Source organism: Propionibacterium ruminifibrarum (assembly GCF_900289195.1).
Classification (GTDB): Bacteria; Actinomycetota; Actinomycetes; order Propionibacteriales; family Propionibacteriaceae; genus Propionibacterium; species Propionibacterium ruminifibrarum.
Window position 1 is genome coordinate 117,568 of sequence record NZ_OMOH01000003.1, and the last position, 14,746, is coordinate 132,313.

Annotated in this window: 12 protein-coding genes; 4 read left to right on the forward strand and 8 right to left on the reverse strand. The window is 69.4% G+C overall.

Annotation, left to right across the window (positions count from 1 at the left end; genetic code table 11):
• Positions 1-261 precede the first annotated feature (261 nt).
• The gene (nhaA, locus tag PROPJV5_RS04215; protein ID WP_119715098.1) at positions 262-2,157 is read left to right on the forward strand and encodes a Na+/H+ antiporter NhaA; all 1,896 of its coding nucleotides are present in this window, start codon (positions 262-264) and stop codon (positions 2,155-2,157) included.
• A gap of 173 nt (positions 2,158-2,330) precedes the next feature.
• On the opposite strand, the gene PROPJV5_RS04220 is transcribed toward nhaA, so the two are convergent.
• Together PROPJV5_RS04220 and PROPJV5_RS13010 are read right to left on the reverse strand one after the other, a co-directional pair.
• On the reverse strand, positions 2,331-2,528 hold the full coding sequence (locus PROPJV5_RS04220; protein ID WP_147385342.1) for a hypothetical protein: 198 nt from the start codon (positions 2,526-2,528) through the stop codon (positions 2,331-2,333).
• 43 nt (positions 2,529-2,571) lie between these two features.
• Positions 2,572-2,703, reverse strand: a complete 132-nt coding sequence (locus PROPJV5_RS13010; protein WP_275403697.1) for a hypothetical protein — start codon at positions 2,701-2,703, stop codon at positions 2,572-2,574.
• 49 nt (positions 2,704-2,752) lie between these two features.
• Here PROPJV5_RS13010 and PROPJV5_RS12370 point away from each other — a divergent pair, with 49 nt between their 5' ends.
• A complete protein-coding gene (locus tag PROPJV5_RS12370; protein WP_147385343.1) occupies positions 2,753-4,015 on the forward strand; it encodes a hypothetical protein in 1,263 nt (420 codons plus the stop codon).
• 75 nt (positions 4,016-4,090) lie between these two features.
• Here PROPJV5_RS12370 and PROPJV5_RS13015 read toward each other — a convergent pair whose 3' ends face one another.
• From PROPJV5_RS13015 to manD, 6 genes are all read right to left on the reverse strand, one after another.
• Entirely contained in the window at positions 4,091-7,447 is a 3,357-nt protein-coding gene (locus tag PROPJV5_RS13015) for an AAA family ATPase (RefSeq protein ID WP_119715100.1), read from the reverse strand.
• 1 nt (position 7,448) lies between these two features.
• The gene (locus PROPJV5_RS04230) at positions 7,449-8,672 is read right to left on the reverse strand and encodes an exonuclease SbcCD subunit D (protein ID WP_119715101.1); all 1,224 of its coding nucleotides are present in this window, start codon (positions 8,670-8,672) and stop codon (positions 7,449-7,451) included.
• 56 nt (positions 8,673-8,728) lie between these two features.
• Positions 8,729-9,238, reverse strand: a complete 510-nt coding sequence (locus PROPJV5_RS04235; RefSeq protein WP_119715102.1) for a flavodoxin — start codon at positions 9,236-9,238, stop codon at positions 8,729-8,731.
• A gap of 333 nt (positions 9,239-9,571) precedes the next feature.
• The gene (locus PROPJV5_RS04240) at positions 9,572-11,050 is read right to left on the reverse strand and encodes an MFS transporter (protein WP_119715103.1); all 1,479 of its coding nucleotides are present in this window, start codon (positions 11,048-11,050) and stop codon (positions 9,572-9,574) included.
• Positions 11,051-11,105: 55 nt separating this feature from the next.
• Positions 11,106-12,119, reverse strand: coding sequence for a zinc-binding dehydrogenase (locus PROPJV5_RS04245; RefSeq protein ID WP_119715104.1), 1,014 nt, complete (start codon positions 12,117-12,119; stop codon positions 11,106-11,108).
• A gap of 32 nt (positions 12,120-12,151) precedes the next feature.
• Positions 12,152-13,366: a D-mannonate dehydratase ManD gene (gene manD / locus PROPJV5_RS04250; RefSeq protein WP_119715105.1), complete on the reverse strand. Its 1,215-nt coding sequence runs from the start codon at positions 13,364-13,366 to the stop codon at positions 12,152-12,154.
• A gap of 313 nt (positions 13,367-13,679) precedes the next feature.
• Between manD and PROPJV5_RS04255 the strand changes: the two genes are divergently transcribed.
• Both PROPJV5_RS04255 and PROPJV5_RS13115 read left to right on the forward strand, forming a co-directional pair.
• A complete protein-coding gene (locus PROPJV5_RS04255) occupies positions 13,680-14,447 on the forward strand; it encodes an SDR family oxidoreductase (protein WP_119715106.1) in 768 nt (255 codons plus the stop codon).
• Between the two features lie 48 nt (positions 14,448-14,495).
• On the forward strand, positions 14,496-14,588 hold the full coding sequence (locus tag PROPJV5_RS13115; protein WP_420812717.1) for a hypothetical protein: 93 nt from the start codon (positions 14,496-14,498) through the stop codon (positions 14,586-14,588).
• Positions 14,589-14,746 lie beyond the last annotated feature (158 nt).

Genomic DNA, 14,746 nt, shown 5'->3' on the forward strand with positions numbered 1-14,746 from the left:
CGATGAGTGAGAGCCGGGTGGGCCGCCCTTGGGTGGCCCACCCGGCTCTCTGCGCGGCAGTGTCGCGCCAGAACCGGGTTCAACCTGCGGTTCTTGTGTGTCATTTCACGACGAGCGCAAGGCGAACCGGCGCCGGCACAGGTCATCACAGGGTGTTCACTCGAGAGACGACTACTCTTGCGTGCCCGGGGCGCTCGACGCTCCGGGTCTCCTCGCGGGCCGGGGAGACGGCAGGGACAAGACACGGGAGACAGAGACTGCATGAGCGCTGTCAGCGCACCGGCCGAGCACATCGAGCAGATCAGGGACGCCGTCGATGAGCGGCTGCGGCGCAGGAGGCAGCGGAGGCTCTTCCAGAACAACGAGACCTACGCCGCGGCGGCGCTCGCCCTCGCCACCGTTATCGCCCTCGTGTGGGCGAACGTGGGGGACAGCTACCAGACCTTCTGGCACACGTCGGCGGCGGTCTCTCTCGGCCCGTTCGAGATCGACCTCACTCTGCACGAGTGGGTGGACGAGGGCCTCACGTCCGTCTTCTTCTTCATGGTGGGCCTGGACGTGCGCCGCGACCTCACCCTGGGAGACCTGCGGCTGCCCGGCCACGCGCTCCTTCCTGCGGCGGCCGCCGTCGGCGGGTTCATCGTCCCCGCCGTCGTCTTCGTGCTCGTCACCGGAGGCGGTGACGGCGCCCATGCGTGGGGTGCGGTGATCTCCACCGACACGGCCTTCGCCCTGGGCATGCTCGCCCTCATCGGCCCCAGACACGCGCCCCGGCTGCGGCTGTTCCTGCTCGCCTTCGCCGTCATCGACGACATCGGCGCGTTGACGGTCATCGCGATCTTCTACTCCGGCTCCCTGAACCTCGTGGCCCTCGCGGTGGCCGTCGCGGGGCTGGCCGTCATCTGGCTCATGGCCCGCCGGGGCGTGTGGCGGGTGCCGCCCTATCTCGTGCTCGGCGTCGTCATCTGGTACGCCCTCTACCGCTCCGGTGTGCACGCCACCCTGGCAGGGGTGCTCATCGCCCTGCTCATGCCCGTGTACACCGTGCGAACCCGGGACGTGGACGAGTCGAACGAGATCGCCACGCTCTACCGTCAGGCCCCGGCTCCAGCGACCGCCCTGGCGCTGCGGGAGTCCCTCATCTACTCCATGCCGCTCAACCAGCGGCTGGCGTTCGTGCTGCCCCCGTACGTCAACTACGTGGTGGTGCCCCTGTTCGCCCTGGCCAACGCCGGTGTCGTACTGAGCGCCGACAGCCTCGGCAACGCCTTCTCCTCGCGGCTCACCTGGGCCATCGTCGCCGGCCTCGTGCTCGGCAAGGTGCTCGGTGTCGGCCTGGGTGCGGGCCTCGTGCTGCGGCTCGTGCCGCACTCGCGGCTGCACGGCCTGGACATGCCCCGGATCCTGGGGCTGGGCGCCCTGTCCGGCATGGGGTTCACCATCTCGCTGCTCGTGGTGAACATCGCGTTCGAGGACGAGACCCTGCGTGACCAGGCGAGGCTGGGCGTGCTGTTGGCCTCCCTCATGGCGCTCGTCCTGGCCTGGGTGATCTTCCGCGTGGCCGGCAGGCTCTCCCCGCTGCCCGAACCGGCCGGTGAGGTCCTGGAACGCCCCGTCGACGTCGAGCGGGACCTGACCGTCGGCGACCAGGACGCCCCGCACGTGCTCGTCAACTACGCCGACATGAACGACGAGGGCAGGTGGCGTCTCGCGGAGGCCCTGCAGGCCAGCCAGCACCTCGTGCAGTCCGGTGAGCTGCTCCTCGTCATGCGCCACATCGTCTCCGGGCCGGAGAGCCTGCTCGCGGCGCTCGCGCTCGAGGCGGCCGCGGCGAACAAGGAGCCGAACCTGTGGCCCTTCCACGACGCCCTGGCCGCACTGCGCGGCGGCATCACCGCACGCACCATCACCCGGGCCGCCCGCGAGACCGGCATCGACGTCGACGCCCTGTGGCGGCGCATCGACTCCCGGACGGACGAGAAGAAGGTGCTCGCCGACTCCGACGACGTCGAGGACCTGACCGAGGACGGCGCCCCAGTGGTGTACATCGACGGCAGGCGCCTCACCCGGCTGCTGCACAGCTGGACCATCACCGACGAAATCAACCGGCTCAACCAGGAGGCTGCCGACCAGGAGGACTCCGTGCAACGCCCCTGAACACGGACCGGCAACCGGCGGGGCCGATGCGTCAGGTCGAGGGGACGCCGACTGGTCGTCCTGGTCATCGGAGGTATCGGCGAGGACGCCGGACTTCATGGTGGACACCGACGGGCCGGCGGGCTGCACCGTCCCGGCGGGGCCGGTCGACTCAGCCGCTGGGCCGGATGCTCTCAGCGGAGCAGGCGCCTGCCGTGGCTGCCCGCCCAGCCCACGGTGACGGCGACGAGCACCCAGCAGACGTTCTCGAAGACGCCCGGATGCCGGCCGGCGGCCAGCTGGATGACCAGGTCGAGCAGCAGGCAGGCAAGCGTGATGGCGGCCCACTCGGCAACGATCCTGCCGGTGATCCTCACTCCACTCGCAGCCATGGCGGCCCCTGGTATTCCTCGTGGCAATCAGTGCCAGTTTAGTTCAGCTCGTCGTGGTCAGGGTGGACGTGCCGTCCGGGCTCGGGCGCACGCTCACCCGCTCGGCGATGCGCTGCTTCATCGGTGCCTGTGTCTCAGCTAAGAAAAAAGTGGACAGCGTCCAGCGGGAAGTCACTAGGTGTTAACTGGGTACAAGATCACCATCACTGGATGGAGCAATGCTAATGGCTAGAGGAACCTCGCTGGCAGGGCCGAACAAATTCGTGGGGTGGGGTATCTGCACCGCAGCATTCCCTTGGGTATTTTTTATCATTCAATGTATCGAGCAAGTGTTTATATCGGTGCGTAATGCTCATGATATCAAGTCAACCATAGTCTCTTCTTTTTCGGGTTCTTTCTCTAGCTTGAAAGGGTCAATGCCTGGAGAGCTCAGTGTAGTTCTGGCGCTGCTTACTGTTGAAGGCATTTTGATGGCTGCAGCGTCGGGGTTTAAGGGGGTTAAGTTTAGACCATGGTCCAAGGTGCGAGGCGAGTCATTATTGACAATTACAAGTGAATATCAAAAAAGATGGTCAGCTTATATGGTGATAGCAGTCTTGGGATCCTCTTCGGGGGTTGTGCTTTTTTGCGGCGTGGTTATCCTCTTTTCCAACCATGGCTTATTATTTGCATTAATCATGATTTGTCTGGCTGCTATGCATGTCGTGGTGAATGTATTTCTCGTTTCGCTAGAGGCGGGTGACTTAAATGAATTTGCCCCGTATGTACTCTATTGCAAGCTCTTTCAGCGCGTAGTTGATGTTAAAGCCGCTGGGCCGCTAAATCGCAGAGATAGCCCGACCGCTGTACCGGTCTTGGCTTATGCGTTGGCGGTGCTGGCGCTACTTCTGTTACCGGTGGTTCCGCTGATCGGGGTGATAGCTGTTGAGTGGGCTGAATTGCGCGAAGAATATAGATGGGTCTTTGTTGTGTGGGTCTTTGGGCCAGAAGTTGTATTGGCCTGTGTTGCCTTGTTTGTTGCCCGGTCATACTGGGGTGGCTGCCACTGGTCTGCCGACTATAGTGATAGCGCATCGAAGCGAGTCGCCGTATTGCTCATAGAGTGGGTGCTGTTTGGGGGTGTGGCTTTGTTCATGGTTCTGTCCCTATTAATATATCATGACGCGGGTGTGAGTGGATTGAGCATGATTCTCTTTGCATTGTCCGTGATGTGCAGTATCGTCGTAGCGTTCATGGCTGCTTCTCGCTCGGGGGTAATCTGGCGGCGCGGTCTGATGAATAAGCTTTGGAGTCAGATATATCATATGGCTGGTCAACAATTCGTTCAGGGTCGTTCTGACCTTTTCAAGATGGACGGCGGCGCGTCACTTGACAGCGCCAATAAGGAGTTGTTGCGAATGTATTCCGCCAAAGATCGTGCTGAGCTGTCGGTGATCGCAAAACAGATTATTAATTGGGGGTATGACGGCTCCAATTCTGTGGGCTGATAGGTATGGCGGTATGCGCCACCCATGAAAACAGGTGGCGCATACCGCGTTTCTGGTGTTGCTCGTAGAACTGGTTCAGTTCGTCGTGGTCAGGGTGGACGTGCCGTCCGGGCTTGGGCGAACGCTCACCCGCTTGGCGATGCGCTGCTGCATCTCGGCGACGTGGCTGATGACGCCGATGCAGCGCCCGCCCGCGCGCAGCTGTTCCAGCTGGCCCATGACCGTGTCGAGGGCGTCGGCGTCGAGGCTGCCGAAGCCCTCGTCGATGAAGAGGCTGTTGAGTTCGATGCCCCCGGCCTCGCTCGTCACCGTGTCGGACAGGCCGAGCGCCATCGCCAGCGAGGCCAGGAAGGTCTCGCCGCCCGACAGGGTGCGCGGGTCGCGTTCGGTGTCGACGGGCACGTGGTCGACGACGACCAGCCCCAGGCCCTGCCTGCGGGCCCGGCCCTCGCGCTCGTCGGTGCGGCGCAGGCTGTAGCGGCCGTGCGTCATCACCTCGAGGCGCTCGTTCGCCCGGTCGATGACCTGCTCGAACCGCTGCCGCAGCACGAAGGTCGGCAGCGTGACGCCCATGAGGTTCCGTTTGCCGGTGGCGTTGGCCAGCTCGGCCATGCGCAGGTACGGCTCGGCCCGCGGCCCGACGCGGGCGTACGCGGCCAGTGCGCGGTCCAGGCGCTCGGACGCCTGCCGGCCCTGCTTCAGCTGCGAGTTCGCCTCGCCCAACCGCTGCTGGGCGTCCTGCGCCTCCTGCTGGGCCCGTGCCGCCGCGGCGTCCAAGGCCTCCAGGTCTGGCTCGGGGGCCTGGGCGGCGGCCACCAGCTGCTCATCGGCGAGCAGGGTGCTCAATTCCGCGGCGCGCGCCTCGTACGCGATGATCCGGCTGGTGAGGGCCGTCAACTCGGCTTCGGGCAGGGCGGCCGCGAGTACCTGCCCCGGGTCGTCTGCGAAACCCTCATGGGCCATGGCCGCGAGGGCGGCGGCGCGTGTCACCGCGTACTCCCGGCGGGCCTGGACGAGCTGGTCCAGCGCCTGCTGCAGGGCGGTGATCTGGCTGGCGCGCGCCGCCAGTGACGCGGCCCTCTCAGCGACGCTGGTGAAGCCCTCCCGGGCCTGTGCGACGCGGGCCTCGTCGCCGGCGAGCGAGTCCTGCGCGGCCCGGATGGCTTCGGCCAGCGCGGCCTGCCGGGCGGTGAGCGATGCGATCTCCGTTGCTGCCTGCTCCGCCTCGGCCCGCAGCTCCTCGGCCCTGGTGCCGAGCTGCCCGCGTCGGGTGACGGCGGCGGTGGCCTGGTCGACGGCCCGCTCCGCGTCGTCGGCCGCTGCCCGGGCCTGCTCGCCGGTCAGGCCCCCGGCGAGGCCCTGCTGCTCGGTGAGGTGGGCGGCGACCCGGTCGCACTCGGCCGTCGCCCGCATCAGGGCCCTGCCCTGCTCGGCGGACGCCTCGGCCAGCCGTTCGACGTCGTCCCTCGTCGGCGCGTCCGGGGCGAGGACCGCCGGGCTCGGGTGGTCCATCGCGCCACACACCGGGCACGGCCTCCCGGGCGCCAGCTCGGCGGCCACCTCACCGGCCAGCCCGTCGAGCCAGCGGGCGCGGGCCGCCGCGTGCTCGGCCGTCGCGGACTCCGCCGCCAGCCTCGCCTCGTCCTCGGCGCCCCGCGCCAGTGCCAGGGTCTGCTGGTCGTCCTCGGCGGCCAGCGCGGCTTGGAGCCTCGCCGCCGCGGCCTGCTGGGCGGCCCTGGCGTCGGGCAGGCCATCGGCGGTGGCCGCCAGCTCCTCGGCCTCGGTCACGGCCTCCTCGCGTCGCCGCACCAGGTCGTCACGGTCCTGCCTCAGCGCCGCCAGCTGTTCTCCGAGCGACGCGGCCTGGTCCTGCTGGGCCTCGATGTCCGTGCGCCGCCCGGTCAGTGACTGTTCCAGCTCGACCAGCTCGGTCAGGGCACCGCTGGACTGCTGGGCCTGCCCCAGCGCCTCGGCGAGGGCGGCCCGGGTGTCGGCGATGGCCGTGGGCTCGGCCTCGTCGGAGTGGCCGCCGCAGGCCTCGAAGCGCTGCGGCAGCGGGACGTCGGACAGGTCGCTCTGCTCGGCGGCCTGCTGCCGCCAGCCGTCGGAGGCCGCCTCGAGGCGCGCCCGCGCCGTCTCGGACGTGTTGAGCGGACCCTCGCAGCGGGCGGCACGTCGGGCGAGCCCGGCCCGTTCCCGGCAGGTCTCGACCTCGCCGGCCCGGGCGGCGTGCTCGGCCTGCTCCCGCTGCAGCCGGGCGTGGCGGTCGCGGTCGGCGGTGAGCCGGTGTCCCCGTTGGGCCCCCTCGCGGGCCGCGTCGGCCGTTCCGGCGGCCCGCTGGGAGGCCTCGTCGAGCCGATCGCGGCGGGCCCGCAGCGCCGAAAGACGCGCTCGGGCCAGGGCGCCGAGCGCGGTGAACTCGCCCGTCTCGACGGCGGCCGTCATGGCCTGCGGGTCGTCGGCGGGGGAGGGGCCACCGGTCCCAGCAACGGAACCGCCGGTGTCCTCGGCGGGGCCACCGGGAGTCCGGGCGGAGCCGACGGCAGCTCCGGCAAGGCCTCCGGCGTCCTCGGCAGGATCGTCGGCGCCCTCGGCGGGGAACAGGGCACGGTCGTGGGGAAGACCCGGCTGGGCAGCGGCCGGTTCGCCGTCGCCAGCAGCGGTTCCGCCTGACCCCGCGGCACTGGCCGGCGCCTGTTCGGCGTCGGCCGCGGCCGGCTCGGTGCCCTGCTCGGCTGATCCGGTGTCCGGCTGCGGCCAGGCGGCGTGGATGAACTCGGAGGCGGCGGAGGCCACCTGGTCGCGGACCTCCTGCACCCGGTCGGAGCGCTCCCTGGCGAGGCGTTTCAGCTCGTCGGCCAGCGACTCGTAGACCTGGGTGCCGAAGATCTGCTGCAGCACGTCGCGCCGCTCCTCGGCCTTGGCGCGCAGGAAGGTGGCGAACTGGCCCTGCGGCAGGACGACGGTCTGGGTGAACTGCTCCCGGCTCAACCCGATCGCGGCGCGCAGCTCGGCACTCGCCTCCTGAATGTTGGACGAGACGGCGACGCCCTCGGTGTCGGCGGGGTCGGACAGCTTCCACAGGGTGATGCGCGGGTTCTCGGTGGTGGTGCCCGCCCCGCGCCTCTTGGGACGCTCGTACCTGGGGGAGCGCCGCACCCTGTACAGGCCGCGGCTCGTGTCGACGACCAGCTCGACGTAGGGTTCGACGCCCGGTCTCAGGTGGGTGGACGCCAGCCGGTCGTTGCTCGACTCGCTGCCGGCCACCTGGCCGTAGAGGGCGAAGACGACGGCGTCGATGATCGTCGTCTTGCCCGACCCCGTTGGTCCTTCGAGCAGGAACAGGCCGTTCTCGCCGAGCGCCTGGAAGTCGATGACCTCGCGGCCCGCATACGGGCCGATGCCGCACAGTTCGAGGCGGAGGATCTGCATCTCAACCCCGCCTCTCCGCTGCCTCGAGTGCCTCGGCCAGCACCTGGCGCTCGGCTTGGTTCGGCGGCTCGCCCGACACCTGCCCGACGAAGTCCGCCGTCACGGCCAGGGGATCGTCTGCGCCCGGGGCGGCGCCCGCCGCAGACCGGCCGCGGCGACCGGTGGGTTCGAAGAGCACCTGCAGGGCGTGCGGGAACACCTTCTTGACCTCGTGCACGAGATTGTCGGGCCGGGACTCGCCGGTGACGGTGACCCGCACCCAGTCCTCGCGCCGGGCGGCGAACCGCGGGCCGAGCACCTCGTCGAGGCTTCCGGCCACGTCGGACAGCCGCCGGGGCACCGGCGCGGGGACGAGCCGCACGCCGGCCACCGCGCCCGAGTCGTCGAAGTCGACGACGGCCGTGGACTTGCGGTGGTCCTTCTCGGAGAACGAGAACGCCAGCGGCGAGCCCGCGTAGCGCATGACCGGCGCCGGACGCGCCCCGCCTCCGCCCCGTTCCTGCGGGTCACGGGAGCCGGCGACGGCCTGCGGGCCGTGCAGGTGCCCGAGCGCGACGTAGTCGGCGCCGACCGACGAGAACAGGGCGGCCGGCACCGAGTCGACGCCGCCGATGCGCAGATCGCGCTCGGACTCGCTGGGCCGCCCGCCCGTGACGAACTCGTGCGCCATGACCACGGCCGGCACCCGCTCGGCGCCGCCGGACCGGCGGGCGGCCAGGTCGTCTCGGACGAGCCGCAGGGCGGCACCGACGACCGCCTCGTGCGAGCGGGCCAGCGGCTCGTCCGAACCCGCCGCGGCGGCCAGCCCGGCCCGCGTCATGTCGGGGTCGAGATAGGGCAGCGCGTAGACGAGCAGCCCCGTCGCCCCGTCGGCGGCCGGCACCGTCACCGGCGTCGCCACAGCCGCCGGGCGGGCGCAGATGTGCAGCCGTTCGCCGAGCAGCCCGGCGTTGAGACCCAGGCGCTGAGGGCTGTCGTGGTTGCCCGGCGTGACGACCACGCAGGCGATCTCGCACAGTCTCGCGAGCGCCCGGTCGAGCAGTTCGACGGCGGCGACGGGCGGCAGCGCCCGGTCGAAGACGTCACCGCTGACGAGCACGGCGTCGACCCGCTCCGCGGCGGCCAGGTCGGCGAGATGGTCGAGGAACCGCTCGTGGGCGTCGGACAGGTCGACCCCGTGCAGGGTGCGGCCCAGGTGCCAGTCGCTCGTGTGCAGGATCCTCATGGCCAGGAGACTAGAGGATCGGTCCGACACACCGGGGCCTGCGCGGTGCCGGTGGATCAGGCGACGCCGATCCTGTGCAGCCACGCGGTGACCGCCTTGGCGTTGGCGGCCGCTTCGAGGCGGGTCCCCGGCTTCCAGTCGCCGGTGTCGTCGAGGGCGGCGAGCCGGGTCGCGCTGCTGCCGACCGGTGAGGAGTACGAGGTGCAGAACGGCACGACGGTCTTGCCCGAGAAGTCGTTCTGCCGGACGAAGTCGTCGAGCACCCAGGCGGCCTCGCCCCACCAGACGGGGTAGCCGACGAGGACGGTGCGGTAGTCGGCGAAGCCGTCGGGGGTGGTGCTCACCAGCTCCACGTGACGCTTGCCCGGATCGTCGTGCTCCCTGGAGACCCTGCTGCGGGGGTCGTTGTAGTTCAGGTCCGCCTCGCTGTAGGGGTCGGCGGGGGTGAGGACGAAGGTGTCGGCGCCGAGCGTCTTGGCGACGGTCTCGGCGACCCGGCCGGTGTGCCCGTGAGCCGAGTAGTACGCGACGAGGACCGAGGAGCCGGATGCGTTCGGAGTGCTCATGTCATGCCTTCCTGATGGGTGCGCGCGGTCGACGACGCCATGTCTGGTGGTCGTCACCTGGATGGGGTCTGACGTGGATGCTGTGGGCGTGGCCGGGGACGTGTCGAAGTGCCCAGTCGCCTGGCTGCAGCAGATGCCTGCCTCGGCATTGCTGCCGGCATCGCGGTGACCGCAGGGCAGTTTACCCCCGTCGCCGTGCGGATCGTGGTCCTGAACCCGACTGCCGGGCACCGGTCAGGGACGGTTCGCCCCGGACGCCACGGCGGGTGGAACCCCTCATGGATTCCACCCGCCGTGGTCTGTTCTCCTCCGGTCCGCGGCCGTGACCGGGGGTCAGACCGTCGCCGTCTCGTCCGATGCCGGCTTCAGGCCGAGCCTTGCCCGCTCGTGGCGGGCGAACGGGCCGATCTCGGACTCACCGGCACGGCTGTCGGTCAGCAGGGTGAGGTCACGTCCGGCGACCTCGGGCATCGCGATGGCGGCCGACAGCGAGCACAGGGAGAAGAAGGCGAGCATGACCGCGATCGGGACCCACGAGCCGGTGGTCGCGGCGACCCAGGCGGAGGCGATGACCGGGCCGGCGCCGGTGCCGATGATGGCGGCGAGCTCCTTGGCCAGGGCGAGCTGGGTGTAGCGGTGCCTGGCCCCGAAGATCTCGGACATGGTCAGGTTCTCCAGCGACGCCAGGGCAAGCACCGATGCCTGGTGCATGATGATGTAGCCGGCGAACACGGCGGGCACGGTCTTGCCGGACAGGATGAACATCATCGGGAACGCCAGGATGATGGACAGGGACGCCATGATGATGTACATCGTCTTGCGCCCGAAGATGTCGCTCAGCAAGCCGATGATCGGGACCGTCGCGAAACCCACGAGCGAGGACACGATGACGACGTTGGTGCCGACGGACCGGTTCATGAGCAGTACCGCGGTGATGTAGCTCACGAGGTAGGTCTGGATCATCCCCGAGTTGCCGGCCTGACCGAGGCGCAGGAAGAAGGCGGTGACGAAGGCGCGGCCCTTCTTCTTGTCCGGGGCCAGTACCTCGTCGGCCTTGCCCGCGTTGACGATCTCACGCAGCTCGGACCGGGAGACGGCGACGCCGTCCTTGACGTCGGCCCTGGCCTCGAAGACCGGGGACTCCTTGAGGGAGCGCCTGATCCACACGGCGAAGAAGAGGATGACGACCGACCCGAGGAAGGGGACGCGCCAGCCCCAGGACAGGAGCGTCTCCTCCGACATGGCGGCCACGAGGATGCCCCAGACGGCCGAGGCCAGCAGGGTGCCGGAGTTGGTGCCCAGCGCGACGAGCGAGCCGATGAGGCCCCGGCGGTGCCTCGGGGCGTACTCGGTGAGCATGACGGAGGAGCCGGCGATCTCGGCTCCGGCGCCGAAGCCCTGGAGGAGCCTCAGAACGACGAGCAGGATCGGGGCGACGATCCCGACCTGGTCGTAGGTCGGCAGGACGCCGATGAGGGTCGTCGCGACACCCATGAGCGCGATGGTGTAGTAGAGCACCTTGGTCCGGCCGATGCGGTCGCCCAGCCGGCCGAAGAACCAGGCGCCGAGCGGGCGGCTGAGGTAGCCGACGCCGTACGTGGCCATGGCGGCGACGACGGCCATGGCGGCGTCCTCGGTGGTGAAGAAGATCTGGTTGAACACGAGCGCCGCGGCCAGCGAGTACAGCTGGAAGTCCATGAACTCCAGGGCGGTGCCGAGCCAGCCGGAGACGGCGGCCCTGGCCAGATCCGAGGTGGTCCGTTCCACCACTGTGCCGCTGGAGGAGCGGACGGTGGTTATCTTCTTTGACATGGTGTGGGCCCTTCGTCCCTTCTGTTCGGTGAGTCGTTCTTGATGGAGGGGCCGGTCAGTCGATCCACATGGAGACGAGGACCTTGCCGGACTGTGTGCTGTCCCGGGCGACCCTGAAGGCCTCGGCGGCCTGGTCGGCCGGGAACGTGTGGGTCACTGCCGTGGTGATCCGGGGATGCTGGGCGATCATGGTGACCGCGTCGTCGATCTCCGCGTCGTAGCGGAACGACCCGACGTAGCGGATCTCCTTGGTCTCCAGGTGGGCGATGTTGACCGAGATCTCCTCGTCCGGGAGCGTCCCGACCTGGCACACCGTCCCCGTCCGGCGGGCCGCCCGGATGGCCGGTTCGACGGCCCTGGGTGATCCGGAGCACTCGAACACGATGTCGTAGCCCGAGTCCTCCGGGCTCTCCTGCCCCAGCTGGATCGTCCGGTCCGCGCCGATCCGGCTCGCCCGTTCCAGGGGGACGGCGAGCATGTCGCTCGACGTGACCGAACGGGCACCCAGGATCTTGGCCGCGCCCGCGACGAGGAGCCCGATGGGGCCCGCCCCGGACACGAGGACGTCCCGCCCCTCGACGCCGCCGGCGACGGCCAGGGCGTGCAGGGCGACGGCCAGGGGCTCGGCGAGTGCACCGTGCTCCAGGCTCACCGATTCGGGGAGCGCCCGCACCATGTACCGCTTGATGAGGACGTACTCGCTGGCGCCGCCCTGGTCATGAGGGAGGTTCGCCGCGCTGCCCATGTAGTGGCTGCCCGGCCACAGGTAGGACTTGTCCTCCAGCCCGGCGACGGGCCGGCCCGGGGAGGCCGGGGCGATGGTGATCGGCGTCCCCGGGGCGTAGGTGCCCGACGGGTCGGCGTCGACGACACCCGACATCTCGTGGCCGAAGCTGAAGGGCTCCCGCACGGTGTTGGGCCCGTTGGCGCCCCGGAAGTAGTAGTTGAGGTCGGAACCGCAGATACCGACGTAGTGGATCCGGACGCGGACCTCGTCGGGCCCCGGTTCGGGGACGGGCAGGTCCTGGACGACCATGTCCTGTGGGCCGAGGATCTTCAGAGACTTCATCGTGGGGAGTCCTTCCATGAGGGTTTCGGCGCTCACCAGTCGGTGAGCGTGCCGTCCAGCCGGCGGGCGACGGGCAGGTAGGCGGCGGTGTAGGGATGGGCCCGGAGGACGTCCTCGTCGAGGTCGACGCCCAGGCCCGGCGCCTCGCCGGGCTCGAGGTGGCCTGAGGAGAAGGTCCACGCGTGGGGGAACGCCTCGTGAACCAGGTCCGGGTAGCCCATGTACTCCTGGATGGCGGCGTTGTGGGTGGCGATACCCAGGTGGATCGACGCGGCCAGGGTGATCGGCGAGACGTCGGAGGGGCCGTGCGGCGCCGCCTGCACGCCGTGGACCTGGGCGAGGGTGAAGATCGTCCGGGCGTGGCTGATGCCGCCCGCGTGCACGACGGCGCACCGGATGTAGTCGATGAGTCGGTTCTCGATGAGCCGCTGACAGTCCCAGACGGTGTTGAACACCTCGCCGATCGCGAGCGGGGTCGTCGTGTGGGCGCGGACGAACTCCAGCGCAGCCTGGTCCTCGGCCGGGGTGACGTCCTCGAGCCAGTAGAGACCGACGGGTTCCACGGCCCGGGCGAGGCGGGCCGCCTGGTTGGGGTTGAGCCTGTGGTGGGCGTCGTGGAGCAGCCCGATCTCGTCGCCGACGTGTTCGCGGACCGCGGCCAGGACCGCCGGCACGGTGGCGATGTACCGTTCGGCGTCCCAGCGCTCCTCGCTGGGACGTGCCGCGCGGCCCGCGGGTTCGTAGCTGGCGGTGCGCGAGACCCCGTAGACGGTGTCCAGGCCGGGAACGCCGCTCTGGACCCGGACGTGGGTGCACCCGTCCGCCAGGTGCCGGTCGACCTGGTCGAGGAGCGAGGGCAGGTCCCACCCGAAGGCGTGCCGGTAGGTGGTGAGCCACTGGCGCACCCGTCCGCCCAGCAGCTGGTAGACGGGCTGGTGCGTGCGTTTGCCGAGAATGTCCCACAGGGCCATGTCCACGCCGCCGATGGCGGCCATCGAGATGGGGCCGCGGCGCCAGTAGACGCCGCGGTACAGGTACTGCCAGGTGTCCTCGATGGCGTTCGGGTCACGTCCGATGAGGATGGGGGCGACGTGGTCGCGCAGATAGGACGCCACGGCCAGCTCCCTGCCGTTCACCGTGGCGTCGCCCAGGCCCACCAGACCGTCCGACGTCGTGATGCGGATCGTCACGTAGTTCCGCCCCGGGCTGGCGACGATGACGTCGGCCGACTCGATCCTGTCTGCCATGTGGTTTTCCTGTCGCTCGTGCTCCATCGCCAGTGACCGATCGGCTCGCCCTGCCGCCGGACCGTCCTGCGCTGACGCCACCCGGCATGGAGACATACCCTTGAGTTTCTTTGAACAAAACGAATATATCGTTTGACGAAACATAGTGTTACTCTCATGGTGACCGGAGGGCAAGTCGGTTTCGGCAATGTCTCGCCGGGACGAGGAGCCGTCCGTCCACGCGTCGTCGCACCGGTCCTGGCGCGCAGGGGCGCAGTCCATTGACGTGCTGGAAGCAACGTGAGTCTCCCGAGGGGGAGAACGGAGGGAAGACATGACACCGTCATTCGACATCTCGGGCAGGCTGGCCCTCGTCACCGGTTCGGCCAGGGGCCTGGGGAACGTGTACGCGCGGGGTCTCGCCGCGGCGGGCTGCGATGTCGTCGTCCATGGCCGTAACCCGGACGCGGTGGCCGAACAGGTCGATGACATCGCGCGGACCTACCGGGTCAAGGCCCACCCATGCGTCGTCGACGTGGCGGACCGTGACCGCGTCGCCCAGGCCATCGGGGCCCTCATCGACGAGGTCGGTGCGCCCGACATCCTGGTCAACAACGCCGGTGTCCAGCGCAGGGCGCCGTTCCACGAGTTCCCCGTCGAACAGTGGGACGAGGTCATCGGCACCAACCTGAGTGGCGTGTTCTACGTGTCACGGGCCGTCGCCCCGGCAATGGTGGAGCGGGGCTCCGGCAAGATCATCAACATCGGCTCCGTCGTCACCGTTCTCGCACGCCAGACGCTGCCGCCGTACACGGCCGCCAAGGGCGGCATCGCGATGCTCACGAAGGAGATGGCGGCCGATCTGACCAGGTACAACATCCAGGTCAACGCCATCTCGCCCGGCTACTTCCGCACCGAGATGAACACGGCCCTCATCAACGACCCCGAGTTCGACGCCTGGGTGGTCCAGCGGACCCCGGCCCGACGGTGGGGCGAGCCGGAGGAACTGCTCGGAACCCTGGTGTATCTCGCCTCCCCGGCCTCGGACTTCGTCACCGGCCAGAACATCCTCGTCGACGGGGGCATGACCTCGGTGCTGTGAGCCCCGGATGCCAGGCGCGCGGCCGGCGTCGAGCGCCCCGATCACGACCTGGATGAATCCCGCCGGCTCAATCTGCGGGCGGCCGAGCTGCTCGACATCGTCCAGGACGAGATCGTCGCCCAGGGCTCGGACGGGCGCTGATCCGGCGGGGTGCCGCCCGGCCCCGCCTCCAGGATGGCTGCGGACCACCCGGCCTGCACTCGCGTGGCCTCGGCGGGTGCGCGCCGCCCGCCGGGCAGCCGGTGCCCGGCGTGTCCTCGACTCGTGCGGGGGCGTCGTCCATGGTGCGCATCCAGCGC